This is a genomic window from Erythrobacter sanguineus, assembly GCF_900143235.1.
In the GTDB taxonomy this organism is placed as follows: Bacteria; Pseudomonadota; Alphaproteobacteria; order Sphingomonadales; family Sphingomonadaceae; genus Erythrobacter; species Erythrobacter sanguineus.
Genome location: NZ_FRDF01000009.1, coordinates 137849 through 163287, shown reverse-complemented (window position 1 = coordinate 163287; position 25439 = coordinate 137849). Strand labels below are relative to the sequence as shown.

The following is a 25439-nucleotide window of genomic DNA, read 5'->3' as shown; positions in this document are numbered from 1 at the left end:
GCCTGGAACAAGCTCATCGACCAGCCTTGGCGCATCATGACCATCGGCCGCCGCAACTGGGCACATGGGTCATGATCTATACAGGTTGGTATAAGGGGAATCGGCCGGAAACACGTCTTCCCAGAGCGCTTCAACGCCTGCAAAATGCCTGTGTTCGTAGGTGACCATATGAACCATGCGTCCTGATAGCGCAGGCATGCCACTCCCGAAAAGGGGGCGCTTCCCGAAGGAAGGCTCTTGTCTCCCTCAAGGGGTGAGCCGCCATTAATGCCCCGCCCCCGATCAGCCGCCCGGTTTTGCAGCCAGACTGACCGGTCCAGGTCTGCACATTGTGTTCGGGGATCATCCAGGCGCAAAAGGCCCCGCTGGGGCCGGGCAGATCTGCGCCACGTTTCAAACGCGGAACCATGCCTACCAGCGCACCAGCGGCGGCACCACTGCGCGACCGAGGCCTGCCATCAGCAGCAGCACAGCGCTGTGCCACAGGCCGATATGGACGATGTCATTATCGGCGCAATGCAACGAGAAGGCGAAGATTCCGAGGCTTCCGGCGGCGACGCCCGTTAGTAACCCGGCCCGGTCGGGCGATGTCGGCGCGCCCTTGCGCAGCCAGCCCACCAAGATGGCGAACACCAGCAGCGACGCGCCGCCGCCGATTATGAGGCATTCAAGACCGTGCGTCAGGCTGTCGCCCGACAGCATTGCGCGCCCGCTGCCAAGGCTGACGATCATCGCCGCCACCGGCAACAAAGCCACCATCGCGGCAGACCAGATCCAGCCCCCGTGATCACTGCCGACCTGCGGGCGGCTCATCACGATCACCGTCACTGCGGCCGCAATCCCCAGCACAAGAAACAGGCCGGTCGCGATCAGAAAGACCGGATCGAACTGGCCGGCCATCAGGTCGGCCCGCATACCGAACACCATGATAACCATCAGCGCTGACACGGCAGCCGCGGCCAGAGAATAGCCCAATCCCTTTGCAAAGCTGAGCGGCTTGACCGGCTTGAGATCGCCGACCAGATTGGCGATCAGGGTGTCGGGATTGTTTGTCATGTGTCAGGCTTTCTCGACCATGTGGGCCAGTTTCTTGAGACCGCGGTGAATATTGACCTTGATCAGGGATTCGCTTTGCCCGGTGGCTTGTGATGCCTCGGCAACGCTCAGGCCTTCGATCTTGACCAGTTCGATGGCCTGGGCCTGTGCGTCTGGCAACATGCCGAGCAACCGGTCAATGCTGATGCGGGCGGCAATTGCCGGTTCTTCATCCTGTCCGGCAAAGTCCGTGACCAGCTCGCATTCGTCAGCACGGTACAGGCGGCGCAGGTGATCCACCCAACGATAGCGCGCAATCGCCGCCAGCCACGGCAGGAACGGGCGCGAGTCATCCCAGGTGGCAAGCTTGTTGTGCAACGCCATCAAGGTGTCCTGCACCAGATCATCAAGCTGCGCCGGGGCAATACGGCGGCTGTAATAGCCGCGCAGCCAACGCTGGCATTCGCTCAACAACGTGGCATAGGCCTGCCGGTCGCCTTTTTGCGACATCACCATCAGACGGGCGAGCGAGGCCTCATCGGCTCTCATGCGGCGCCTCTCATCTTTAGCAGCGCGGCATCAAGGCTTAACTGCCCGCCCCCGCGTGTGATCACGATCAGCGCCAGCGCCGCCCAGACCGCGTGCACCGACCACCACGCCTCGGGATAGACGAAAATCTGGATCACCATCGTCATCCCCAGCAAGGCCAGCGCCGAAAACCGCGTGAACAGACCCAGCACCAGCAGGATCGGGAACACATGTTCAGACACCATGGCCATCGCTGCTGCCAGATCGCTCGGCAATGGGACACCCGAATATTCCTCGGCGAACAGGTAATAGGTGGTGTCGCTAATCGAAAACCAACTGTCTTCCTCGACCTTGGTGCGCCCCGAACGCCAGAAGATCCCGGCAAGCACGATGCGGGTCAACAGCAGTGTGAGGTTCTGCATGGAAGCGCCGCTGACCAAGGCGACAGCGCGATCATAGCTGGACAGAATACCGTTCACTTTGTTCCCCTTGCCCGTCTTGACAGCTGCGATCACGCTGGGATCAGCGCGCCGGCAGTGATGAGGGCAACCAGCGATTGCATGACCGCATCCACTTGCGCTGCTTCATCATCAGAGCTTTCGGTCAACCGTGCGAGAAGGTTACCAATGGTGATCTGATTTTCCGCCATGTTCATGACATCGGCCATCAGCGCGCTGGCCGGGGAGATCAGCACATCGGCGAAAGGCCGGGCAATCAGGATGCTATCCGTCTCGGCAAGTCCGGGAACCTCCGCCCCGATCAGATCATGCACCAGCGGAGCGAACCATCCCGCACGGGCCGCAGGGTGGCGCAGCAGCTGCTGATCAAGCAATGTTTCGGGCGTCAAGCCAGTCAGCGTGTCAAGCACGAGCGGCGCGGCGTCAGCGGCGTGATAGGCTTTTAGCCAAAGCCATTCGAACCGGGCCAGATCAGCAATACCCGCGCTTTCGCCCGCTTCGCGCAGGAACGCGCCAAAGCCCGCGCCAATTTCCGTAAGCGGCGCGGCGGTCGCTCCGGGTTGCTGGATAAATGTTCGGGAGCGCGCATTGAAGCGATCATCCCCCAACACGCTGCGGGTGCGGCCAAAAGTATCCTCCAGCGCCGCCAGCCGGGCATGCGAAATCGTGTTGGCGTGGACCTTCATGCCCGCCAGTACCCGCTCCTGGGCACCGGCAAAAAGCCCATCTGGCAGATATGCCGGCCCGTGATCGAGTGCCTGCATCATCGCCCTCTGGCCGCCATCAAGCCAGCGCATGGGGCCCCTGCGACAGAGCTTGGTCCTGGTGCGCTGTCCGCCCCATGATCGCGCCCGCGACTGCGGCTTCGGTCAGCAGCACGTCGAATGCGGGCACATCACTGTCCCATTCGATCAGCACCGGACGCGGACCGGCGCGCTGTACGAAACGTTCGAACAGCCGCCAGGTTTCGTCCGACACGGCCGAACCGTGATCATCGATCAGCAGCGCGCCATGCGCATGGTCTTCGCGAGAATGACCCGCCAGATGCACCTCGCCCACCAGCACAGGATTGATCGCATCCACCATCGCATCGGCATCCAGCCCGAGATTCGTAGCGGAAACCTCGATATTGTTGAGGTCGAGCAGCAAGCCGCAGCCAGCGCTGGCGCACAGCGCGTGCAGAAATGCAGCTTCGGACATTTCATCATCGGCGAAGGCCAGATAGCGCGAGGGGTTCTCGATCAGGATCATGCGGCCCAGCCGATCCTGCACCCGGACGACCTGCGCAGCGAAGTGATCAAGCGCCGCCTGAGTATAGGGCACCGGCAGCAGATCGGGATAGCGGTTGGAAGCACTGCCGCTCCAGCTCAGGTGATCGGACACAAGCGCGGGCGCATAACGATCACACAGCGCAGCAAGGTGCTCCAGTTCCTCAAGGTTCACCCCATCGGCGCTGCCCAGCGACAGGCCGACCGAATGGAAGCTCAGCGGCACTTTCGCGGCAAAGGCCGACAGCCAGCGGTGCGGCGGGCCGCCCGCGCCGAAATAGTTCTGCGGATGGACCTCGAACCATTGAGGTCGTCCGGCAAGAAAAGGGGTGCTGGCCGATATGGTTTCAAGCGCCTGCACATAGTGCTGGGGCTTGAGGCCGACTCCGACATGGGGGGGTGGCATGGGAGCCATCGGGGTGTTCATATCGACCAGCATCAAGCTTGCCAGCGGGGTCAGCCCTGCTGGGGAACCGGCTTGGTGTTGCCCTTCTTGACGGCGAGCGAGCCGCCTATCTTCACGCACTCGCCCTTGCCCACGAACTTCCAGGCATTGCCCTGATAATCGACAGTAGAGGTGCCGGCGCAGCTGGTGCCCGGCCCGGCGGCGCAATCATTCTTGCCCTTGAGTGCGATGCCGTAGCACTTTTCCTTGGCGCCCGAACTTTGTGCAGTGGCGGGCGAAGCAGCAAGCAGCGAAGCTGCGGCAAGCGAGGCAGCAGCAAGTCCGATGGTGGTTTTCATGAGGTTTCCTTTTCAGATCCAGCGTGTGCCTGATAGGCTCACATCGACCTGTTCGGACCCGCACACCGGATGGTTACAAGCCTGTCGCGGCAAGCTGCAAAACCCGCGACGATCCTTGCCGACCCCTGATCCCGCGTACCAGCATCAGCCGCCCGCTGTTGCCGCCAGATCATCGCAGAAGCGGCGCGTCCAGGTCTGCACATTGTCATCGCGGATCGTCCCGATCATCGTCTCGTAACGCGCCCGGCGCTCGGCCAGCGGCATGTCAAGCGCGACCCGGATCGCGTGGGAGATATCGTCAGGACTATAGGGATTGACCAGCACCGCGCCGGTATCATCCACCGCCAGTTGCTGAGCTGCCCCGGCAAAACGCGACAGTATCAGCACGCCCGGATCATCCCGGTCCTGCGCGGCGACATATTCCTTGGCGACCAGATTCATGCCATCGCGCAAAGGCGTTACCAGCCCGATCTTGGCGGCGCGGAAAAAGCCGTAGAGCTCGGCATGGGAATAGCCGCGATTGACATAGCGGATCGGCACCAGATCAACTTCACTGCGCGCGCCGTTGATCTGCCCGGCCTTCTGTTCGAGCGTCATGCGGATGTCCTGATAGCTTTCCACATCCTCGCGGCTGGGCGGGGCAATCTGGATGAATACCAGATCGCGCACCCGGTCGGGGTGCTGGTCAAAGAAGCGACCGATCCCGTCGATCCTTTCGGGCAGGCCCTTGGAATAGTCGAGCCGGTCGACCCCGATCATCGCCGAGCGGTCGCGGGTAGAGGATAGCAGACGCTGCTCGGCATGGCGGGCCTCCTCGCTCGCGCCCTGTGCCTGAAAATGGTCCCAGTCGATCCCGATCGGATAGGCCCGCGCTATCGCGGTGCGGCCTTCGAACCGGATCGTGCCTGTCGCCTCCTCCACCTCGGCGCCCAGTTCCTTGCGGCAATAATGCAGGAAGCTTTCGCGCCATTCGTCGGTCTGGAAGCCGATCAGGTCATACTCGAGCATCGTGCGCACCAGCCGTTCATGAAATGGCAGAGACACGAACAGCCGTGTGGGCGGCCAGGGGATATGGAGGAAGAATCCGATGCGGTTGGCAATGCCGCGCGCACGCAGCCGTTCGCCCAGGGGCAGCAGGTGGTAATCATGCACCCAGATCAGATCATCAGGTTCAATCAGCGGGCTGACGCAGTCGGCAAAGCGTTCATTGACCCGTTCATAACCCTTGCCGGTCTCGCGCTCGTAACGGGTCAGGTCGAGCCGGTAGTGGAACAGCGGCCACAAGGTCGAATTGGCATAGCCGTTGTAATATTCCTCGATATCGCGGGCTGACAGGTCGATGGTGGCAGTGGTCACGCCGTCGCTGCGCTGCAGGTGGATATTGCCCTCAGGGTCCTCGCTTTCCTGCCCCGACCAGCCGAACCAGATCCCGCCGTGATCCTTGAGCGCCGCATTGAGCGCGCCCGACAGCCCGCCTTGGGCACCCGCGACACCGCGCGCCTTGGGCACCGCCACGCGGTTCGAGATGACAACCAGCCTTTCTATCGGACCTCACTCCATGGTTTGGACAGCAATCCGGCGCAGTTTATCACGCCGACCAGCGAATAGGTCTGCGGGAAGTTACCCCACAGCTCGCCATTATTATAGTCGAGATCCTCGCTCAGCAGCCCCGACCGGGTGGTGTGGCTGAGCATGGTTTCAAACAGACGCCGCGCCTCGTCGCTCCGCCCGGCCAGATGCAGCGCCTCGATCAGCCAGAAGGTGCAGACGTTGAAGGCGGTCTCGGGCGTGCCGAAATCATCCTCGGCGGCATAGCGCAGCATGAAATCGCCGCGTCGCAGCTGTTTCTCGACCGCGGCGAAGGTGGAGAGGAAACGGGGATTGTCGGGCGCGAGGAAACGCAGTTCGACCATCTGAAGCAGACTGGCATCCAGATAGTCGCTTTCGAAGCTGGCACCGTAATGGCCGCCTTCCTCGCCATTCTCGACCCCGGAGTCGACCCACGCTTCAGCCTCGATCTTGTCGCGGATCGCATCCGCGCGGGCCCGCCACAGTGCGGCGCGATCATCCTTGCCGAGCCATTCCGCCGCCATTGCCAGCCGGTCGCACGCAGCCCAGCTCATCACCGCCGAATAGGTGTGGACTTCCTGCCTCGTGCGGAATTCCCACAGGCCGGCGTCGGGCTGATCGTGCATCGCCCAGGCCATCTCGCCAACCTGTTCGAGGCTTTCAAAATCGCGATCATCCGCCATCCGCAGCAACCGATGGTCGAGGAATCCCTGCACCGTGGGCAACACGATCTGGCCATAACAATCATGCTGGATCTGCTTGTAGGCGGCATTCCCGCGCCTGACCGGCCCCATGCCGCGATAGCCCGCCAGCCACGCCGCAGTTGTTTCATCCAGCTCGCATTCGCCCATCACCGAATACAGCGGCTGGATCTGTCCGCCCTCGGCATTGTCTATGATGTTGCGCAGATAGGCGAGATACTTCTCCAGCACATCCAGCGCACCCAGCCGGTTCAGCGCTTGCACCGTGTAATAGGAATCGCGGATCCAGCAGTAACGGTAATCCCAGTTACGTTCGGAATTGGGTGCTTCGGGGATCGAGGTGGTGAGCGCGGCAACGATCGCGCCGGTTTCCTCGTGCTGGCACAATTTCAGGGTGATGGCACAACGGATCACCTCTTCCTGCCATTGGAACGGGGTCGCAAGACTGCGCACCCAGTGCTGCCAGTATTTGCGCGTGGCCTGCTCCATCCGGCGAATTTCCTCGCGCAGGTTACCGGTAAAGGGTTCATCCGGTCCGAGGAAGAAATGCAGGTCGCCCTCGACCCGGAAGGTGCGCTGTTCGAGGATGTAGCCAACTGGCGCATCGGTACTGAGCCGCAGGGTGTGCGGGCCGACCTGATAGCGGATGTGGTTGGTGCCGTGGGTGGTTTCGGCAACGTGTGCGCCATATCCGTGCAACGGACGCAGGACCACGCGGATGCGCGGATTCCCGGCAACAGGGCGCACGATCCGGCCGATCGCCACCGGGCGATACATCCGGCCCTTGCGTTCATAGCGCGGGCAGAAATCGAGGATCTCGACCGCGCTGCCATCCTCTGCCTCCAGCCGGGTCACAAGGATCGGGCTGTTGCGGATATATTCCTGATGCGCGCTGACCTGTCCGACCAGTTCGAACCGCCAGACCCCCGCCTCGCGGTTGGTCCCGTTGAGCAGCGAACAGAACACCGGATCGCCATCGACGCGCGGCACGCAAGCCCATGCTACCGCCCCTTCGCGGTCGATCAGCGCGCTGACCTGGCAATTGCCGATTGGCCAGAGTTCGAGGTCGGGGGTCACAGATCCAGCCAAAAGTGCACGTCCTTTACGCTTGCGAGGGAATAACGGGCAGCGGTGGAAGGCCGTTCGCCCACGGCGATACCAAACCCGCCGAGCCGGGCGCAGGCAGCGAAACCATCTTCGTCGGTCACATCATCGCCGATAAACACTGGCATAGCGCCGGCAAAGGGTGGCTGCCCGATCAACAGGTCGACCGCGCCGCCCTTGTCCGCGCCCGGCCAGACCAGTTCGATCACGCATTTGCCCGCCTTGGTGGCCAGTCCGTGCGCCTCGGCAAGGCCGATCGCAAAACTATGGGTTTCGTCTTCAAGCTCGGGCCGTGCGCGATAATGCAGTGCGCCGCCATGGGCCTTTCGCTCGAACAGCAGCCCGAAGCTGGCGGCGAAACCTGCAAGGGCATTGGTGACAGGTTCGGGGAGCGGCTCTGCCTCGCGCAGCGCCGCTTCGTCCGGTGCCAGAACATGGCCGCCATGCGATCCGGCAAGGTGCAATTGCAGCGGGCCGAGAAACTGGTGGAGATTATCAATACTGCGCCCGGTCACCAGCGCCAGCGCCCCCCCGAGCCGGTCAGAAAGCCGCTGCAGCCCGCCAGCAAGCCGTTCCGGGACGATGATCACATCGGGCCCGCTGGCGATCTCCACCAGCGTCCCGTCAAAATCGAGGAACAGCGCTACGCGCCCCTGTTCCAGCAAGCTAGCCAGCGGTGGCGGAGCAGGAAGGCGGGGATGCGGTGCCATCACTCCAGCAATAGAGCCTCAGGCGCACGCGTCAAACGCCTCCTTCGCAGATGCAGCATCGCCTTTTGTCGTTGCAGGTCTAGCCGAAGCCCTCTCCCGCCTCTCCGGGCGCAAAGCGCACCAGGCGGCTGTCGACAAGGGCTGCGGTTCGGTTGACGACCGCCTGTCTGTAATCCGGGTCCTTGATCATCGCAAAGAACGCGCCCGCATCCGGGTATTGGGCGATAAAGCCATCGTGCCAGCATTCGCCATCGGGACCGGTCACCATTGTCTGAAAGGCGCCGCGCCACAGGATGGTGCCGCCCACGCGCTTGAATATCGGGCCACTGGTCGCGCCGTATTCCGCATAGGCGCGGCGGCCGCTCCAGCCTTTGCCCGAATGCTCATGCCCCGCGGGATATTCAGCGAGATCACGATAGAGCAGCAGGTTGAGCATCTGGATCGGCCGATCGCGCGGCAGGTTCTTGAAAGCCTGAAAATTTGCCGGGCTCGGGTCGATATAGGTTTCACAGGTCATGCGGCGAAATGCTCCTCGGTCAGGTCAGGTCAGGTCACGTTGCATATAGACCGTATCGAGCCTGCGCCCGAACTTGAAGCCGACATTGCGCAACCGGCCTGCATGGACAAAGCCGCATCTCGCATGGAGCGCAACCGAGGCCGGCTCACCCCCGCCGATCACTGCGATCATCTGTTCGAACCCGCAGGCGCGCGCAGCGTCGATCAGGTGCGCGAGCAGCCCCGTTCCGATCCCTGTGCCCCGTGCAGCCTCTGCGACATAGATGCTGTTCTCGCAGGTCCGCGCATAGGCGGCGCGGTCGCGCAAGCGGGCGGCGTAGCAATAGCCCAGCACCTCGCCTTCGCGCGCGGCGACAAGGAAGGGCCAACCATTTCCGGCAATCTCGCCGATCTTGCGCGTCCATTGTGCCGCGTCGGGTGCAATTGCGTCAAACGTGGCCGTGCCGTGCGCCACGTGGAAGGCATAGATGTCGCAAACCGCCTGCGCGTCACCTTCACGCGCAGGCCGGATTACAGTTTCAGCCAAGCGCATAGTCCGCAAAGCGGTCGCGCAGGTCCTTCTTCGAGATCTTGCCCGTGGCGGTGTGCGGAATATCGTCGACGAATTCGACCGCATCGGGCAGCCACCACTTGGCGATCAGCGGCTTCAAGTGGTCGATGATCTCGCCGCCGGTCACTTCCGCGCCAGCCTTCTTGACCACGAACAGCACCGGGCGCTCGTCCCACTTGGGATGATAGACCCCGATGCAGGCGGCCTCTGCCACGGCAGGGTGCCCCGCTGCGGCGTTCTCCAGTTCGACCGAACTGATCCACTCGCCGCCCGATTTGATCACGTCCTTGGTGCGGTCGGTCAGTTGCAGCGTGCCGTCAGGATGCAGGATGCCGACATCGCCGGTGTCGAACCAGCCTTCGTTGTTGGCCGCGTCCTGCTCGGCCTTGAAATAGCGCTTGATGATCCACGGCCCGCGGATCTGCAGCGCGCCGCTTGTCACCCCGTCGCGCGGCAGTTCGGTTGCCATGTCGTCAAGATCAACGGTGCGCAGTTCGACGCCGAAGATCGGGCGGCCCTGCATTGCGGTCTTCGCGACCTTTTCCTCGAAGCTGAGCTGGTCCCAGTCCCAGGTCGGCCCGCCGACGGTGCCGATCGGCGAGGTCTCGGTCATGCCCCAGGCGTGCTGGACGCGGGTGCCGTTCTTCATCAGCCGCTCAATCATGAACTTGGGCGCAGCCGACCCGCCGATGGTGGCGGCCTTCAGCGGCGGCAGGTCGAGGCTATTGGCATCGCAATACTGGAAATGGGCGAGCCACACGGTCGGCACGCCGGCGCTGTCGGTAACCTTCTCGCGGAGCATCAGATCATGCAGCACCGCCGGATCATTGACCGCAGAGAACACGAACTTGATCCCCGCCATCGCGCCGGCATAGGGCAGGCCCCAGCTCGCCGCATGGAACATCGGCACCACGGGCAGCATCACCGATGCCGCGCTGAAATTGAAGGCCGCCGGTTGCAATCCCGACATGGCGTGCATCACCGTGGAGCGGTGTTCATATTGCACACCCTTGGGATTGCCGGTGGTGCCCGAGGTGTAGCAGATCATGCATGGGTCGCTCTCCGGCCCGGTGACCCATTCGAAATCGCCGTCCTGCGCACCGATCCAGTCCTCGAACGCCGGGGCATGGGCGCCGGAATCGTAGCAGATATAATGCTCGACCGTGGTCCAGCGCGACTTCATCCGATCGACAATCGGCTGAAAAGCAGCGTCATAGCACAGCACGCGATCTTCGGCATGGTTGACGATATATTCGAGCTGATCGTCAAACAGGCGCGGGTTGACCGTGTGCAGCACCCCGCCCATGCCAGCCACGCCGTACCAGCTCACAAGGTGACGCGAATGGTTCATCGCAAGGCTGGCAACCTTGTCGCCCGGCTTCAGGCCCAGCGCCTGCAAGGCTTGCCCCATCTTCAGCGCATCGCGGCGAATACCGGCCCAATCGGTGCGGGTTTCCTTGCCATCGGCCCAGCGGGTAACGATTTCCCGCGTGGGCGCTTCGCGCGCGGCGTGATCAATTACCGCGGTCACCCGCATCGTCCAGTCCTGCATTGCCCCGAGCTTGCCTGCGGCCATGTGTACCTCTCCCAGTCTGCTGCGCCATGCTGCGCGTGTTATGATATCTCTGGCCTGCATCCATGCCTTGACCCTCGCCGGTTGGCAATCGTGCTTGCGCGTCATTCGCATCCTGCGTGGCTGTCCCCGGGAAAGTCCCGATGTCGTTGCCCCTCACAGCTGTCATATCCTCGCAATGGAAGCGGCCTGAAAACCGCAGCCATATCAACGACCCGGAGGGTGAAGATGAAATATACGGCAATTCTTCTCGCAGGCGCTGCAGCCAGCATCGCCCTGCCCGTGCAAGCACGCGAGGGGCAGTTTTACGTTGGCGTCAATGGCGGCGTCAGCTTTGAAGACCAGGCCGATGTCGATCTGGCCGATACCGACCCGCAGACCAACGCCGCCTTCGCCGATACCAACACCGGGCTCGATGTCGATGTGGTGATCGGCTATGATTTCGGGGCCTTCAGGCTTGAGGCCGAGGGCGGTTACAAGCGCAATTCCTATGACAGCCTGACCGTGGTCAATTCAGCGATCCTGCCGGGCGATGCCACCGTGCCGCCGGGAACGGTGGTGCAAAACCAGCGAGACCTCGAAATCTGGAGCGGGATGCTCAACGGTCTGGTCGAATTCGGCGATGACGACGGGGTGCAGTTCTTCGCAGGTGGCGGCGTCGGCTTTGCCAATGTCGATCTGCCGGTCGAGGTTGCGGGCGTCGGCACGGTGATCGATGACAGCGATACCGGTTTCGCCTGGCAATTGCTGGCAGGCGCACGCATGGCGATCAGCGACAATCTCGATCTCGGCCTCAAATATCGCTATTTCGTGGTCGACGGTTTCGCGTTTGAAGCCGCCAATGGCCGGTCGATCGAGGCTGATTATAGCGCCCATTCGGTGCTCGCCAGCCTCGTCTACAATTTCGGCGGCAGGCAAGCTCCGCCTCCGCCGCCCCCGCCACCACCGCAGCCTTCAACGCCAACGCCTCCGCCGCCGCCTCCGCCTCCGCCCCCGCCGCCCCCTCCTCCGCAGGCGCAGTGCAACACCGGGCCTTACATCGTGTTCTTCGATTTCGACCGGTCGGATATCACGGCGGAAGCGGCGACAATCCTCGACAATGCCATCACGGCCTACGCCGATTGCGGGATGGCGCGGGTGATGCTGGCCGGGCATACCGATACCTCCGGCAGTGCAAGTTACAACATGGGGCTGGCCCAGCGTCGCAACGCCTCGGTGCGCGGCTACATCACCGGACGCGGCATTCCCGATGGACGGATCGCCAGCGAGGCATTTGGTGAGAGCCAGCCGCGCGTCCCCACGGCAGATGGCGTTCGCGAGGCGCAGAACCGCCGCGTGGAGGTGACTTACGGCCCCGGATCCGGAATGTAGGTTTAAACCGGCCAGACGGGCGGCCAGAATGCAAAAGGGGGCGGCGCGATCTGCCCCCTTTTTCGTTCGTCCCGTGGCTAGGCGACCAGCCGCAATCCGGGACGGCTCTTTACCGGCACCAGTTCAACATTGGCGATGCCCGGCACTTCGGCCAGCCGCTCGGCCAGCACGCCGCTCAACAGGAAGCTGCGCCCAAGCCGCATCTGCACCTGCCCGCCACCTTCCAGCAACAGCCGCACCACCACTTCGCCATTGCCGACAAAATCGCAATCATCCTCGACATCGAGCTCGATCTTGAGTTCGAGCAACGCGTCGAGGCTGGCGATATCGGCTGTGAGCTGCATGGCGGTCGCCCCGCTGACCGCGGTCAGCGGGCGGGCGCTGCGCACGGTCAGGCGCGGCGGCTCATCAGGATTGGGCGCATCAAGCTCGACCGTTAGCAGCAGGCATTCGCCGTCCTCGGCCCAGCGTTCGAACTGCGGCACCAGCGCCTCTTCAAAGCAGGCGGCAGAGAACTGGCCCGAGGTATCGGAAAAATCGGCGCGCACGAAGGTGCCGCCCTTGCGGGTGCGGGCCTTGGTGATGCCTTCGACCAGCACCGCCATCACCGCAGAACCACGCCCACCAGCCGGTGCGCCCGCTTCCATCAGGCTCTGATAGGTGCGTGCGCCATTGGCCGAGGAGACATCGCGATATTGCTGCACCGGGTGGGCGGAGAAATAGAAGCCGAAATTCTCGCGCTCCTTGGCCATCCGCTCGTTGCGGTTCCACGGCTCGCAAGGCTGCAGGCGCAGATCTTCGGCTGCGTTATCATCGCCGCCGAACAGCCCGACCTGCCCGCTCGACCGCTCTCGCATGGCCGCATCAGCCACCGCCAGCAGCAATTCGGCGTTGGCATAAAGCAGCGCGCGGTCTGGTTCGAGACTGTCGAGCGCGCCCGCGCAGATCAGCCCTTCCAATTGGCGGCGGTTCATGCTGCCTTGCGGCAGGCGTTCGAAGAAATCCTTGAGACTGGCAAACGGCCCGCCCGTCTCGCGCTCGGCAACGATGGATTCCATCGCCTTTTCCCCGACGTTGCGAATTCCGGCGAGCGCGTATCGCACCGCGTAGCCCTTGTCGGTCTGCTCGACACTGAAGCGCGCTTCAGAGGCGTTGATATCAGGCGCCTGTACCGCAACCCCGCCCTCTCCGTTCGGATAGCGGCGCGCGTCGTCGACGAAGATATTGAGCTTGTCCGACTGGTGCAGGTCGAAACACATTGACGCAGCGTAGAATTCTTCCGGGTAATGCGCCTTGAGCCAGCCGGTCTGATACGCAAGCAGCGCGTAAGCGGCAGCGTGCGATTTGTTGAAGCCATAGCCCGCAAACTTGTCGATCAAATCGAACAATTCGTTGGCACGCTTGGCCTCAATGCCGGACACCGCCTTGCAGCCGTCAACGAACCGCCCGCGCTGGGCGTCCATTTCCGCCTGCACCTTCTTACCCATCGCGCGGCGCAGAAGGTCCGCGTCCCCGAGCGAGTATCCGGCCAGCACCTGGGCGGCCTGCATCACCTGTTCCTGATAGACGAAGATGCCGTAGGTTTCGGCGAGGATACCTTCCAGTTTCTCGTGCGGATATTCGATCGGGACAAGGCCCGCCTTGCGTTGGCCGAACAGCGGGATGTTATCCATCGGGCCGGGACGGTAGAGCGAAACCAGCGCGATGATGTCGCCGAAATTGGTCGGCTTGACCGCTTTCAGCGTGCGCCGCATCCCTTCGGATTCAAGCTGGAACACGCCAACCGTGTTACCCGCCTTCATCAGATCATAGACCGCCGCATCGTCCAGCGGCAGCGCGCCCAGATCAATGTCGATGCCGCGCTGGCCGAGCAGATCGACCGCCTTTCGCAGCACCGAAAGGGTTTTCAACCCGAGAAAGTCGAACTTGACCAGACCGGAGCTTTCGACATGCTTCATGTCGAACTGCGTCACCGGCATGTCCGAGCGCGGATCGCGGTAGAGCGGCACCAGCTCGGCCAGCGGCCTGTCGCCGATCACCACGCCCGCCGCATGGGTCGAGGAATTGCGCGGCATGCCTTCCAATTGCATGGCGAGATCGACGAGGCGCTTCACCTCGTTGTGATTGTCGTATTCGCGCTTGAAATCGGCCGCACCGTTCAGCGTGCGCGGCAGGGTCCACGGGTCAGTCGGGTGGTTGGGCACCATCTTGCACAGCCGGTCAACCTGTCCGTAGCTCATCTGCAGAATGCGTCCGCAATCGCGCAGCACCGCACGCGCCTTCAGCTTGCCGAAGGTGATGATCTGGGCGACGTGATCGCTGCCGTATTTGGCCTGCACATAGCGGATCACTTCGCCCCGCCGGGTTTCGCAGAAGTCGATATCGAAGTCGGGCATCGACACGCGTTCGGGATTGAGGAAGCGTTCGAACAGCAGCCCGAGCCGGAGCGGATCGAGATCGGTGATGGTCAGCGCCCAGGCCACCGCCGAGCCTGCGCCAGAACCGCGGCCCGGCCCCACAGGAATGCCCTGCTCCTTGGCCCATTTGATGAAGTCGGCCACGATCAGGAAGTAGCCGGGAAAGCCCATGCCCGCGATCACGTCGATCTCGAATTCGAGGCGGCGCTTGTATTCCAGCACCTCGGCAAACACCCCTGCCTCGCCCAGAGCGGCGAAGGAGGCTTCGGCTTCGGCCAGCGCATCGGCGGAGGCGAATTGCAGTGCCTCGTGCAGTTCGGCGCGGCAGGTCTCGGGGTAATAGGGCGCCAGCCGCTCCACCAGGCCTGCCCGCGAATCCTCGGCCAGCATCCGCGCCTCGCCCGAAAGATCGCCCGCAAGGCTCGGCAGGATCGGCTTGCGATAGGGCGGCGCAAAGGCGCAGCGCTGGGCGATGACAAGGCTGTTGGCGGTCGCTTCGGGCAGGTCGGCGAACAATTCCTGCATCATCGCCGCTGATTTGACGAAAGCCTGCGGGTTGGAATGCGGGCGGTCCTCGGCCTCGATTTGGGTCGAATTGGCGATGCACAGCATCGCGTCATGCGCGCGGTATTCATGCGGCTCGGCGAAATTGGCGGGATTGGTGGCAACCAGCGGCAGCCCGCGCGCATAGGCGAGATCGATCAGCGCCCCCTCGGCCCGCTCGCAAACCGGATCGCCGCCTCGCGCCAGTTCGACATAAAGCCGCCCGGCAAACAGCGATTGCAGCCCGTCGGCCAGCCGCGCCGCCGCTTCGACCTGGCCATCGGCGAGCAGACGCGTCAGCCCGCCCTCGCCCGCCCCGGTCAGCGCAATCAGCCCGCCGGTGCGCCCGGCAAGGTCGGCCAGCGTGACGTGCGGTTCCAGTTCCAGCGGGCGGTCAAGATGGGCCTTGCTGACCAGATGGCACAGATTGCCATAGCCCTCGTCATCCTGCGCCAGCAGCGGCAGGTAATCGATCGCCCGCGCGCCCGATCCTTCCACCCCTTCGCGCGCCACGCCCAGCAGCGCGCCGATGATCGGCTGCACCCCTTCGGCCTTGCACGCCCCGGCAAAGGCCATGATCCCGTAAAGCCCGTTGCGGTCGCAGATCGCGATGGCGGGAAAGCCGCGTTCTTTCGCCAGCTTGGCAATGGCTTTGGGATCGATCGCCCCTTCGAGCATCGAAAAAGATGACAGCACGCGCAGGGGAACGAAGGGGGCGAAGGACATGGCCGGCAGTTTAGGAATTTGCGCCGATTCCGGAAGCGCCCCTGCGGGTTAATTCTCCACAGGCTCGGGATAAATCTACAGCAGCTTCGCGATATCCTTGGCGATGGCAGCAGGCGTATCCTGCGGGCCGTAGCGTTTCACCACATGGCCTTCGCGGTCGACCAGAAACTTGGTGAAGTTCCACTTGATCGAGGTCGATCCCATCAGCCCCTTGGCCTCTTTCTTCATCCAGTCGAACAGGGGCGAGGCTTCGGGGCCGTTGACCTCCACCTTGGCCATCAGCGGGAAGGTGACGCCGAAATTGACCTTGCAGAATTCGGCGATCTCGTCGGCCTTGCCCGGTTCCTGCCCGCCGAACTGGTTGCAGGGGAAACCGAGCACCTCGAAACCCTTGTCCCTGAACTGCTGGTAGAGCTTTTCCAGCCCGTCATATTGCGGAGTGAAACCGCACTTGCTGGCGGTGTTCACCACCAGCAGCACCGTGCCGAGCTTGGCGGACAGGTCGAGGCTCTCGCCCCGGTTGGTGGTGACGGTGAAATCGGCAATCGTGGTCATTCAGCCCCCCGGTGGGTGTGGTATCAGCCGGGCTCTTGTGCGGGAAAATCAGGGTGCGAGGCAAGCGCCATCGCCTCATCGGCCGAATATTCCCGGTCGCCGGCCTTTTCGATGACATAGCCGGCGCGCTCTTCTTCGGGCAGCATGGCGAGGTGGCGGATCATCTCGGCGAAGGTGCCGCGCCCCAACGCCTTGCCGCCATCGAACACGCCGACGCCGTCGTCTTTCGCATGGAGTGCAGCGCGATCGTTCCACGCGGTCTCGCCGGTATTGAGCGTCTCGCCGCCGGACGTGCTGGGATGGTCGGCCATGGTCGGTTCCTCCTTGTTGTGACCTCTTGAATGTGGGGCCTTGCGGGGGGAACCGCTAGATCAGCACTCCGTCCTTCAGCCGCACCACACGATCCATTCGTCCCGCCAGCCGCTCGTTATGGGTCGCCACCAGCGCCGCGCTGCCCTCGCCGCGCACGAGCGCGAGGAATTGGGCCAGCACATTATCGGCGGTTGCCTCGTCAAGATTGCCGGTCGGCTCGTCGGCCAGCACCAGCGTGGGCCGGTTGGCAAGCGCGCGGGCCACGGCGACGCGCTGTTGTTCGCCGCCAGAAAGCTGACTGGGGCGGTGGGTCAGCCGCCCGCCGAGGCCGAGGCTGGTGAGCAGGCTGTCGGCGCGTTCCTCGCATTGGGCGCGCGGCGTGCCGAGAATCATTTGCGGCATCACCACATTCTCGCGCGCGTCGAAATCGGGCAGCAGGTGATGGAACTGATAGACGAAGCCCAGATGCTCGCGCCGCAGCCGGGTGCGCTGATCGGTGGCGAGGTCTTCGGCGCGCTCGCCCGCCACGCTGATCGATCCTTCGAACCCGCCTTCGAGCAGGCCGACCGCCTGCAGCAAGGTCGATTTACCCGAACCCGACGGCCCGAGCAGCGCCACGATCTCACCCGGCATGATGTCAAGATTCACGCCGCGCAGCACGTCGATGCGCTGCCCGCCCTGCTCGAACGAGCGTTTCAGCTCCTTCAGCGATACGATCGGAGCGCCTGGCGTCAGGGAGCTATTCATAACGCAGCACCTGCACCGGATCGGTATTCGCGGCCTTCAAGGCGGGATAGAGCGTGGCCAAGAAGCTCATCACCAGCGCCAGCATCACGATCCCGAAAACTTCCCAGGGATCGGTGCGCGATGGCAGGGTGGAGAGAAACCGCACTTCCGGATCCCAGATTTCCTGCCCCGTGGCAAAGGCGATGAAATCGACGATCGGTTCGCGGAAGAACAGCACGATCGCGCCCAGCGCCAGCCCGGCCATGGTGCCGATGGCCCCCACGGTGGTGCCGGTGGTGACGAAGATCTTGAGCAAGCTGCGCCGCGTTGCCCCCATCGTGCGCATGATCGCGATATCGCGGGTCTTGGCGCGCACCAGCATGACAAGGCTTGACAGGATATTGAACGCCGCCACCAGCACCATGAAGGAGAGCGCGAAGAACATCGCCACACGTTCGACCTGCAAGGCTTCAAACAGGGCCGAATTGATGGTTTTCCAGTCTGCGATCACCGCCTGTCCCGCAAGCTTGTCGGCAACAGGGGCGAGAATCTCTCCCACCCGGTCGGGATTATCGACAGTGACTTCGATCATGCCGATGGAATCGCCCATCAGCAGCAAGGTCTGCGCGTCCTTGATCGGCAGGACGACGAATTTCTCGTCGTAATCATAGATCCCGACCTCGAAGATCGCGCCGACCTCGTAGCCGACCTGACGGATCGACGTGCCGAAGGGGGTGCTGCGCCCCTGCGGATTGATGATGGTGATGGTATCACCCACCCGCGCGCCGATATTCTGCGCCAGCCGCGTGCCGATCGCGACCCGGCCCGCACCGCTCTGCGCCGAGGGCTGATACAGGCTGAGCATGTCGCCCAGCACCACCTTGTCGGCAAGATCGGCAATATCCTCGTCGGTCTGCCCACGCACGAACACCGCTTCCACTCGCCCGCCAAAGCTGGTGAGCAAGGGCTGCTCGATCAGCGGCGAAGCGTCGGTCACACCGGGGGTCTGCCTGACCTTGTCGAGCACGCTTTCCCAGTCATCCAGCCGACCACCATAGGCCTGCACGATGGCATGCCCGTTCAGCCCCACGATCTTGTCGAGCAGTTCTGCACGAAAGCCGTTCATCACGCTCATCACGATCACCAGCATGGCGACCGACAGCATCACCACGCCCACCGAAATCCCGGCGACAAGCGCAATGAATGCCTCGCCCTTGCCGGGCCAGAGGTAACGCTTGGCGATCATCCATTCGAAAGGGGAAAGCATGGGTGGTAAGGGCTGCCCGATAAATGCTGAACGCTGCCTGTAGTGCGCGCGCGCCAGCCCCGCAATCCCGGGAGTCGTTGTTCTCCTACCGCTGCGCTGCTTGAGGAGGGTGTGGTTGTCCTACCGCTTCACTGCATGAGGAGGGTGCCCCGGCCCTGCTCCGCTCGCCGCCTGTCACACGCCGGTCAGCAAAAAGGCGGCATCGGCCGTGCGCTTTCCCTTGTAATTGATCCGTCACATCGCCATTGGAGCGGTGCGCGGGCAAGCAACTGCCGCGGACAGGTCTGGTGATGCCGATGACACCCCTCAATGTGACCCACCCATTCCTCGATGCGGATGGCGACAAGCTGCGCGAGGAATGCGGGATTTTCGGCGTTATCAACGCTGCCGATGCTGCCGCGGCGACCGCGCTTGGCCTTCACGCGTTGCAGCATCGCGGACAGGAAGCTGGCGGCATCGTCAGCTATGATGGCAAGGAATTCTACTCGCGCCGCGGCCTCGGCCACGTGGCAGAGAATTTCTCATCATCCGAAGCCATCGCCGAACTGCCCGGCCATATGGCGGCGGGCCATGTGCGCTATTCTACCACCGGCGGATCGGGGCTGAGGAACGTCCAGCCGCTTTACGCCGACCTTGCCAGTGGCGGCTTTGCCGTGGCGCATAATGGCAATATCTCGAATGCCATGACACTGCGCTCCGATCTGGTGGGCAAGGGCTCGATCTTCCAGTCGACGTCCGACACCGAGGTGATCATCCATCTTGTGGCCACCAGCCGCTATCCCACCATCGCCGACAGGCTGGTGGACGCGCTGCGGCTGGTCGAAGGCGCCTATGCGCTGATCGTGATGACGCCCGAAGGCATGATCGCCTGCCGCGACCCGCTCGGCATCCGTCCGCTGGTGATGGGGCGGATGGGCGAATCCATCCTGTTCGCCTCCGAAACCGTCGCCTTCGACGTGGTCGGCGCCGAAGTCATTCGTGAGGTCGAACCGGGCGAACTGGTGCTGGCTGATTTTTCGGGCGAGATCCGATCGGTGCGGCCATTCGGCAGTCCCGCCCCGCGCCCCTGCATCTTCGAACATGTCTATTTCAGCCGACCTGACAGCGTCTTCGCCGGTCGCAGTGTCTATGAAGCGCGCAAGGCCATCGGTGCGCAGCTTGCGATCGAGGCACCGTGCGATGCCGACCTGGTTGTGCCTGTCCCCGACAGCGGCGTGCCGGCCGCGATCGGTTTCGCTCAGGCATCGGGCGTGCCGTTCGAACTTGGCATCATCCGTTCGCACTATGTCGGACGCACCTTCATCCAGCCTTCCGACGGCGCCCGCCATTCGAGCGTGAAGCGCAAGCACAACGCCAACCGTTCGCTGGTCGAAGGCAAGCGCATCGTGCTGATCGACGATTCGATCGTGCGCGGCACCACCAGCATGAAGATCGTCGAGATGATGCGCGAAGCGGGCGCGGCAGAGGTGCATTTCCGCGTCGCCAGCCCGCCGACCGCGCATTCCTGCTTCTATGGGGTGGATACGCCCGAACGTTCCAAACTGCTGGCCGCACGGATGGAGCTGGAACCGATGCGCCAGTTCATCAAGGCCGACAGCCTCGCCTTCATCTCGATTGACGGGCTGTACCGTGCAGTCGGGCGCGAGGGGCGTGATCCCGTTCGCCCGCAATTCTGCGACGCCTGCTTCACCGGCGATTATCCCACGTCGCTGACCGACCTTGCGCAGGCCGAACAAAAGACCGCCGAACTCCCTTTCGCTGATCCCAAGGCTGCGTAATCCATGACCGAAACCGAAAAACCGCTTTCCGGGCGCACTGCGCTTGTCACCGGCGCGAGCCGCGGGATCGGCGCGGCCACGGCCAAGGCGCTGGCTGCGGCAGGCGCGCATGTCATCCTCGTCGCCCGCAAGGTCAAGGTGCTGGAAGAGGTCGAAGATGCGATCCACGCCATCGGCGGCACTTCGACCATCGCCCCGCTCGACCTGACGGAACCGGACTCGATCACGCGGCTGGCCGGGGCCATCGCCGGGCGCTGGAATTCGCTGGATTATCTCATTCTGTCTGCGGCTTACCTGCCAGAGCTGACGCCACTTGCGCAAATTGAACCCAAGCAGTTCAATCAGGCGCTCCTAACCAATGTGGTCGCGACTCAGGCACTGATCGCCGGGTTCGATCCGCTGCTGAGGCAGGCCAAGGGCGCGCGCGTGGTTGGGCTGACCAGCTCCGTGGGTGCTGCCCCGCGCGCCTATTGGGGCGCATATGCCTCGACCAAGGCGGCATTTGACAACCTGCTCGAAACCTACGCCGCCGAGCGTGAGCGCGCCGGCGAGGTGGGCGTGGCAATCATCGATCCGGGCGCGACCCGCACCGAAATGCGCGCGCGCGCCTATCCCGGCGAAGATCCCGTAACGGTCAAGCCTCCCGAAGTTGTGGCCGACCGCATCGTCGCCCTGCTCACCGAGGGATTCGACAGTCTGCACCGGGAGCGGATCGACTAGAAATCTGCCGATAACCTGCTCTCACGACACTGCGTTAACCAACCCCCGCAACCGCTTTTTAAGCTGTGCGGCGGCATATCGGCTGGCAGAGTACGCTACGCGCTAAAGCTGCCAGTCCCAACGAGGTTGAACGCAATGCCTTCGGAAACCGATCGCTATCGCCTTGCCGCGCAGGAAGATCGCTGTGCGCCCCGTACCCGGCTAACAATCCCGGCAACGCTGCGCGCTTCGGGCGGCCGCGCCTTCCAGAGCGTGGTGCAAGACCTCTCGATCTCGGGCTTCTCGGCCGCTTCGATCAACCGGATGCACGAAGCCCAGATGTGCTGGTTGACCCTGCCCGGCCTCGAATCGCTCCAGGCCGAAGTGGTTTGGTGGGACAACTGCATCGTCGGTTGCGCCTTTACCGAGCTTTTGAGTCCGATCGTCCACGACAACATCCTGCAGCGTTACAGCAATGTAGGCGTGTACCGGCAGATGATCTGAACATCGCGGTGGCTGGCACCTAATCCAGGCTGCCCGCAATCTTCATTGCAACCGCGCCGGTCTTTTCGCGATAGGCGGAAGAGGTCGCAGTCGGCCAGTTGCTGACGACCGCCACCACCAGCTGCTTTTCCGGCACGAGCGTGATCGCCTGCCCGAAAATGCCTTGCGCGCCATAGGTGCCGCCGGGATAGGTCCACCACTGGTAGCCATAGCCATAGCCCGGCGCTCTGGGTGCGAAATCGACCTGTGCCTTGCCAGCCTCGGCGAACCAGCCGTCGGGCACCGTACCCTTCCCACCCTCGAGCGCGAAAAGGCCCATGCGCCCATAATCCGACAGCCGCAGTGAGAGACAGCACCCGCCGATATTGCCGCCGCGCGGGTCAACCATCCAGAACAATCCGCCTTCAAATCCGGCTGGCTCAACGATCTTTGCCTGCGCGTATTCGGCAAGCGGCAGGCCCACGGCGTTTTCCACCAGCACCCCGATAAGGTTGGTCTCACCGGTCTTGTAAACGAACTTGGACCCGGCAGGCGCTTCGCGGCCAAGCTCCTTCATCTGCGCGACGATCGCATCGGGGCCGAATTCGACCACGAAGCGATTCATCTGTGCCACGTCCGAATTGGGGTCGGTGTAGTCCTCGTTCCAGGCCACCCCGCTGGTCATGGTCGCAAGCTGGCGCACCGTCACCCCGTCATAGGCAGAGCCGGCGAGCCCGGGAATATAGTCGGTAACGGGATCAGACAGGCTCTTGATGAAGCCATCCTTCACCGCAGCGCCAAGCAGGGTCGAGGTAAAGCTCTTGGCGACAGAGAAGCTGGTCCAGCGATCCTGCGGGCCAAGCCCGAGACCATAGGCTTCGTAACGCACCTTGCCATCACGCAGCACCATGATCCCGGCGGCATTGGTTTGGGCCATCAACGCCCGCAGATCGTCTTGCAGTTCAGCACTGAGCGGTGCGCCATCGATTAGCGCACGCGGCGCCTTGGCAGCGGGGACTTCGTGACCCGCAAACCATTGCTCCATCGCGCGAAAGCGTTCGGACCGCTGGGCATCGTTCCAGAACAGGACCTGCAATTCGGACTGCTCACGCTGCGGCGGCTGGACGATAGCAACCTTGGCGGACGGCGGCGGAGCAGCTGCGACACCTTCGACCGGGGTATAGCTGCCGACGCAGGCTCCCAGCAGCGCCGCCAGTCCGGCGCCCGATACCATCTGCGAAATCCGCCGCAATCCCGTCATACCCCGATGCTCCTCTCGTCCTCTATCGGCAGAGTGCATAGGCGCGGGCGGGACGCGAGGGCAAGTCCCCCGGGGTTGCGGATCGTCAGCCGTCCTTCATCGCCTTCAAGGCCGCCAACGCGCGTTCGCGCGCCGCCTTGTGGGGCACGATCTTGCGCGGATAGCCAGCGGGCCGCCTTCCGAATTCCTCGGGATCGTGGATATGGGGTTCCTCCAGCTTCGCCAGTTCAGGCACGTATTCGCGGATATAGCGCGCCGCGTCGAATTTCTCGGACTGGGTAAGCGGGGCCATGATCCGGCTGAACATATTGGAATCGACCCCCGTCCCGGCCGTCCACTGCCAGTTGGTGGCGTTGGACGCGTAATCGGCATCCACCAGCGTATCCCAGAACCACTTTTCGCCCTCGCGCCAGTCAATCAGCAGGTGCTTGATAAGGAAGCTCGCAGTGATCATCCGCACGCGGTTGTGCATCCACCCGGTCTGGTAAAGCTGGCGCATCCCTGCATCGACGATGGGGTAACCGGTGCGGCCCTGCTGCCAGGCTTTCAGATCGCGCGCCGCGGCTTCGTCCGTCGCAGTATCGCGCCAGCCGAAGCGATCGAAGTCCTCGCGGTAATTTTTCGAGGCGTAGGCGGGGAATTGCAGGATCGCGTTCTGCGCATAATCGCGCCAGATGAGCTCGCCTTCGTAGGTGCGCCAGCCGTCCGAACGCATGTGCTTGAATTTGTGCCAGATCTGGATCGGGGAAAGTTCCCCGAAATGGAGGTGCGGCGACAGGCGCGAAACCTTGTCGACGCTGGGGAAATTGCGCTTGTCGTCATAGTCGTCGACGTGATCGAGCCACCATTCGAGGCGGTCATGCGCGGCATCCTCGCCGACCTGCCAGAAATCCGCGAGCCCGCCCGACCAGTCGGGTTTGGTGGGGAGCAGGTTCGAGTCAGCAAGAGTGTCGCTCGCCGGCCAGTGATCGGGCGAGGACAGGGTTTCGGGCGCAGGCAGTTCGTCGCGCGGGGGGAATTCGGCCCGGACGGCGCGGGAGAACGGCGTGTAGATCTTGTACTGCCCGCCGGTGCCGGTGGTGATGCTGCCCGGTAGCATCAGGAAATTGCCGTGGTGGAGTTTGAGGTCGAGGGACTTGGCCAGCTTGCGTTCGGCATTCAGCCACCACGGTTCGTAGTGGTTGTTGGCGTGGATGGTGGAGGCGCCCGTTTCCGCCGCCAGCTTGGTCAGTTCCGCCACCGCTTCGCCGCGCCGCAAGATCAGCTTGGAACCGCGCGCCTCGAGGCTTTGCGCCAGACTCGCGAGCGAATGATGCAACCACCACCGCGACGCGCCGCCATAGGCGTGGTGTTTGGGCGCATCATTGTCGAGGACGTAGACAGCCACCACCGGCCCAGCCTTGGCCGCATGGTAGAGCGCAGGATTGTCAGCCAGCCGCAGATCGCGCCGCAGCCATACGAGTTGGGTCATTGTGGTCTTTCAATCATTCGTCATTGCGAGGCGACGCAGTCGCCGCGGCAATCCATGGTGCAAGGTCAGTCCATGGATTGCTTCGTCACCTCAGGTTCCTCGCAATGACGAATCAGGGGGCGGGAAGTTCCTCACACTCCACATCCGGCAGCGCCACCGAGAACCGGTCCCTTGCACGCGGATCGTAGAAGCGGGCGTCGTAGAGGATCACCGAGCCATCCGCCGCACGCACCGCAAAGGGCGCGCGCGACCAGAAGAGGAAGGCGTTCAGCTGGGTGTCGGTGCGGCGGGCCTCGGTGAGGTCCGGCATCCTGCACTGCGAAGCCAGCGAATTGGCATAACCATGGCCGAAGTCCGCCCCTTCCCAATCGCTCGAAATCCAACGCCCGTTGTAGAATTGCGCGATCTGCTCTCGCCGCCAGAATGCGAAGGGCACGGGGGCTGAGATATAGGCTTGCGGATAGGGTTCCGTCATGGTTCCGCGCGTCTGGTGGTTGAGCCAGGTCAGCCCTGCGTTGGCCCCGATATACCCCAGCACCGCCATTATCCCTACCCGCGCAGGGTGCATCCAGTCTGCCCCCGCATTCTCCCGCCGCCGCGATAGCCACACACTGACAATCAGCAGCGCCCACAGCCACACGTCGATGATGAACAGCGTGTCGCCGTAGAACCATTGCGAGGAAAACGGCTCCAGCAGGCGGATGCCGTAGATATTGAGCCAGTCGAGCGCCGGGTGGCTAAGGCAGCCGATGAAGGCCATGGCATAAAGCCAGCCGAAGCGCACCGGCAGCCGCGTCTCGGGCCGGGTTCCGCGCCGGCTCTGCCAGCGGTCGAACGCCCACAACAGCCCCGCCAACACCAATGGCAGCAGCACCAGCGCTGGCGGGCCGTGGGTGATGCCTCTCCGAAACGCGAGGTGCTCGGTGCCCTCCAGCCAGACAAAACACGCCGCGTCCACATCCGGCAGGTTCGCGCCGATGATCAGCGCAGGCATGGCAAGGCCGGTGATGCGCTTCAGCCCCGCCTGCCCCAGCACCGCGCCGACAAGGCTATGTGTAAGATTATCCATTGCTT

General features: G+C 63.3%; 24 protein-coding genes. 4 read left to right on the top strand and 20 right to left on the bottom strand.

Going from position 1 to position 25439, the window contains the following annotated elements; all coding sequences use genetic code 11:
- Positions 1 to 411: 411 nt before the first annotated feature.
- The 12 genes from BUA05_RS09200 to BUA05_RS09145 form a co-directional block, all read right to left on the bottom strand.
- Entirely contained in the window at positions 412 to 1056 is a 645-nt protein-coding gene (locus BUA05_RS09200; RefSeq protein WP_072674408.1) for an NrsF family protein, read from the bottom strand.
- Positions 1057 to 1059: 3 nt separating this feature from the next.
- Complete coding sequence (locus BUA05_RS09195) at positions 1060 to 1584, bottom strand: sigma-70 family RNA polymerase sigma factor (protein WP_072674407.1); 525 nt, start codon at positions 1582 to 1584, stop codon at positions 1060 to 1062.
- Positions 1581 to 2042: a DoxX family protein gene (locus tag BUA05_RS09190; protein WP_245790151.1), complete on the bottom strand. Its 462-nt coding sequence runs from the start codon at positions 2040 to 2042 to the stop codon at positions 1581 to 1583. Before BUA05_RS09190 ends, BUA05_RS09195 begins: the two co-directional genes overlap by 4 nt.
- A 32-nt stretch (positions 2043 to 2074) precedes the next feature.
- On the bottom strand, positions 2075 to 2788 hold the full coding sequence (locus tag BUA05_RS09185) for an HvfC/BufC family peptide modification chaperone (protein WP_178139164.1): 714 nt from the start codon (positions 2786 to 2788) through the stop codon (positions 2075 to 2077).
- Between the two features lie 16 nt (positions 2789 to 2804).
- The gene (gene bufB / locus BUA05_RS09180) at positions 2805 to 3695 is read right to left on the bottom strand and encodes an MNIO family bufferin maturase (protein ID WP_086616537.1); all 891 of its coding nucleotides are present in this window, start codon (positions 3693 to 3695) and stop codon (positions 2805 to 2807) included.
- A 50-nt stretch (positions 3696 to 3745) separates the two neighbouring features.
- Positions 3746 to 4033 carry a BufA1 family periplasmic bufferin-type metallophore gene (locus tag BUA05_RS09175; protein WP_072674402.1) on the bottom strand — a complete coding sequence of 96 codons (288 nt, stop codon included), beginning with the start codon at positions 4031 to 4033 and terminating at the stop codon, positions 3746 to 3748.
- Between the two features lie 144 nt (positions 4034 to 4177).
- Entirely contained in the window at positions 4178 to 5578 is a 1401-nt protein-coding gene (locus tag BUA05_RS09170) for an alpha,alpha-trehalose-phosphate synthase (UDP-forming) (RefSeq protein ID WP_072674400.1), read from the bottom strand.
- Positions 5575 to 7392 (bottom strand): glycoside hydrolase family 15 protein, encoded by a 1818-nt coding sequence (locus BUA05_RS09165; protein ID WP_084662560.1) that lies wholly within the window; start codon positions 7390 to 7392, stop codon positions 5575 to 5577. Before BUA05_RS09165 ends, BUA05_RS09170 begins: the two co-directional genes overlap by 4 nt.
- The gene (otsB, locus tag BUA05_RS09160; protein WP_072674396.1) at positions 7377 to 8117 is read right to left on the bottom strand and encodes a trehalose-phosphatase; all 741 of its coding nucleotides are present in this window, start codon (positions 8115 to 8117) and stop codon (positions 7377 to 7379) included. Before otsB ends, BUA05_RS09165 begins: the two co-directional genes overlap by 16 nt.
- 79 nt (positions 8118 to 8196) lie before the next feature.
- Positions 8197 to 8634: a DUF1330 domain-containing protein gene (locus BUA05_RS09155; protein WP_072674394.1), complete on the bottom strand. Its 438-nt coding sequence runs from the start codon at positions 8632 to 8634 to the stop codon at positions 8197 to 8199.
- A gap of 24 nt (positions 8635 to 8658) precedes the next feature.
- Positions 8659 to 9165, bottom strand: a complete 507-nt coding sequence (locus BUA05_RS09150) for a GNAT family N-acetyltransferase (RefSeq protein ID WP_072674392.1) — start codon at positions 9163 to 9165, stop codon at positions 8659 to 8661.
- Entirely contained in the window at positions 9152 to 10759 is a 1608-nt protein-coding gene (locus tag BUA05_RS09145) for a long-chain fatty acid--CoA ligase (RefSeq protein WP_072674390.1), read from the bottom strand. The genes BUA05_RS09150 and BUA05_RS09145 overlap by 14 nt, the downstream gene beginning before the upstream one ends.
- A gap of 225 nt (positions 10760 to 10984) precedes the next feature.
- On the opposite strand from BUA05_RS09145, the gene BUA05_RS09140 reads away from it, so the two are divergent.
- Positions 10985 to 12127: an OmpA family protein gene (locus BUA05_RS09140; protein ID WP_072674388.1), complete on the top strand. Its 1143-nt coding sequence runs from the start codon at positions 10985 to 10987 to the stop codon at positions 12125 to 12127.
- Between the two features lie 77 nt (positions 12128 to 12204).
- On the opposite strand, the gene dnaE is transcribed toward BUA05_RS09140, so the two are convergent.
- The 5 genes from dnaE to BUA05_RS09115 form a co-directional block, all read right to left on the bottom strand.
- Positions 12205 to 15813, bottom strand: coding sequence for a DNA polymerase III subunit alpha (gene dnaE, locus BUA05_RS09135; protein WP_072674386.1), 3609 nt, complete (start codon positions 15811 to 15813; stop codon positions 12205 to 12207).
- Between the two features lie 75 nt (positions 15814 to 15888).
- A complete protein-coding gene (locus BUA05_RS09130) occupies positions 15889 to 16368 on the bottom strand; it encodes a glutathione peroxidase (protein WP_072674384.1) in 480 nt (159 codons plus the stop codon).
- A gap of 23 nt (positions 16369 to 16391) precedes the next feature.
- Positions 16392 to 16679 (bottom strand): hypothetical protein, encoded by a 288-nt coding sequence (locus tag BUA05_RS09125; protein WP_072674382.1) that lies wholly within the window; start codon positions 16677 to 16679, stop codon positions 16392 to 16394.
- A 55-nt stretch (positions 16680 to 16734) separates the two neighbouring features.
- Positions 16735 to 17427, bottom strand: a complete 693-nt coding sequence (locus BUA05_RS09120) for an ABC transporter ATP-binding protein (protein WP_072674380.1) — start codon at positions 17425 to 17427, stop codon at positions 16735 to 16737.
- A complete protein-coding gene (locus BUA05_RS09115) occupies positions 17420 to 18673 on the bottom strand; it encodes a lipoprotein-releasing ABC transporter permease subunit (protein WP_245790150.1) in 1254 nt (417 codons plus the stop codon). Before BUA05_RS09115 ends, BUA05_RS09120 begins: the two co-directional genes overlap by 8 nt.
- A 290-nt stretch (positions 18674 to 18963) precedes the next feature.
- Here BUA05_RS09115 and purF point away from each other — a divergent pair, with 290 nt between their 5' ends.
- From purF to BUA05_RS09100, 3 genes are all read left to right on the top strand, one after another.
- Entirely contained in the window at positions 18964 to 20451 is a 1488-nt protein-coding gene (gene purF, locus BUA05_RS09110; protein WP_086616538.1) for an amidophosphoribosyltransferase, read from the top strand.
- A 3-nt stretch (positions 20452 to 20454) separates the two neighbouring features.
- Positions 20455 to 21171, top strand: coding sequence for an SDR family NAD(P)-dependent oxidoreductase (locus BUA05_RS09105; protein WP_072674378.1), 717 nt, complete (start codon positions 20455 to 20457; stop codon positions 21169 to 21171).
- A gap of 135 nt (positions 21172 to 21306) precedes the next feature.
- A complete protein-coding gene (locus tag BUA05_RS09100) occupies positions 21307 to 21654 on the top strand; it encodes a PilZ domain-containing protein (RefSeq protein ID WP_072674376.1) in 348 nt (115 codons plus the stop codon).
- A gap of 19 nt (positions 21655 to 21673) precedes the next feature.
- Here the strand turns inward: BUA05_RS09100 and BUA05_RS09095 are convergent, their stop codons facing one another.
- The 3 genes from BUA05_RS09095 to BUA05_RS09085 all read right to left on the bottom strand — a co-directional run bounded on the left by BUA05_RS09095 (position 21674) and on the right by BUA05_RS09085 (position 25434).
- Positions 21674 to 22894: a serine hydrolase domain-containing protein gene (locus tag BUA05_RS09095; RefSeq protein ID WP_072674374.1), complete on the bottom strand. Its 1221-nt coding sequence runs from the start codon at positions 22892 to 22894 to the stop codon at positions 21674 to 21676.
- Positions 22895 to 22979: 85 nt separating this feature from the next.
- A complete protein-coding gene (locus tag BUA05_RS09090; protein ID WP_072674371.1) occupies positions 22980 to 24365 on the bottom strand; it encodes a cryptochrome/photolyase family protein in 1386 nt (461 codons plus the stop codon).
- A 112-nt stretch (positions 24366 to 24477) separates the two neighbouring features.
- The gene (locus BUA05_RS09085; RefSeq protein ID WP_072674369.1) at positions 24478 to 25434 is read right to left on the bottom strand and encodes a metal-dependent hydrolase; all 957 of its coding nucleotides are present in this window, start codon (positions 25432 to 25434) and stop codon (positions 24478 to 24480) included.
- Positions 25435 to 25439 lie beyond the last annotated feature (5 nt).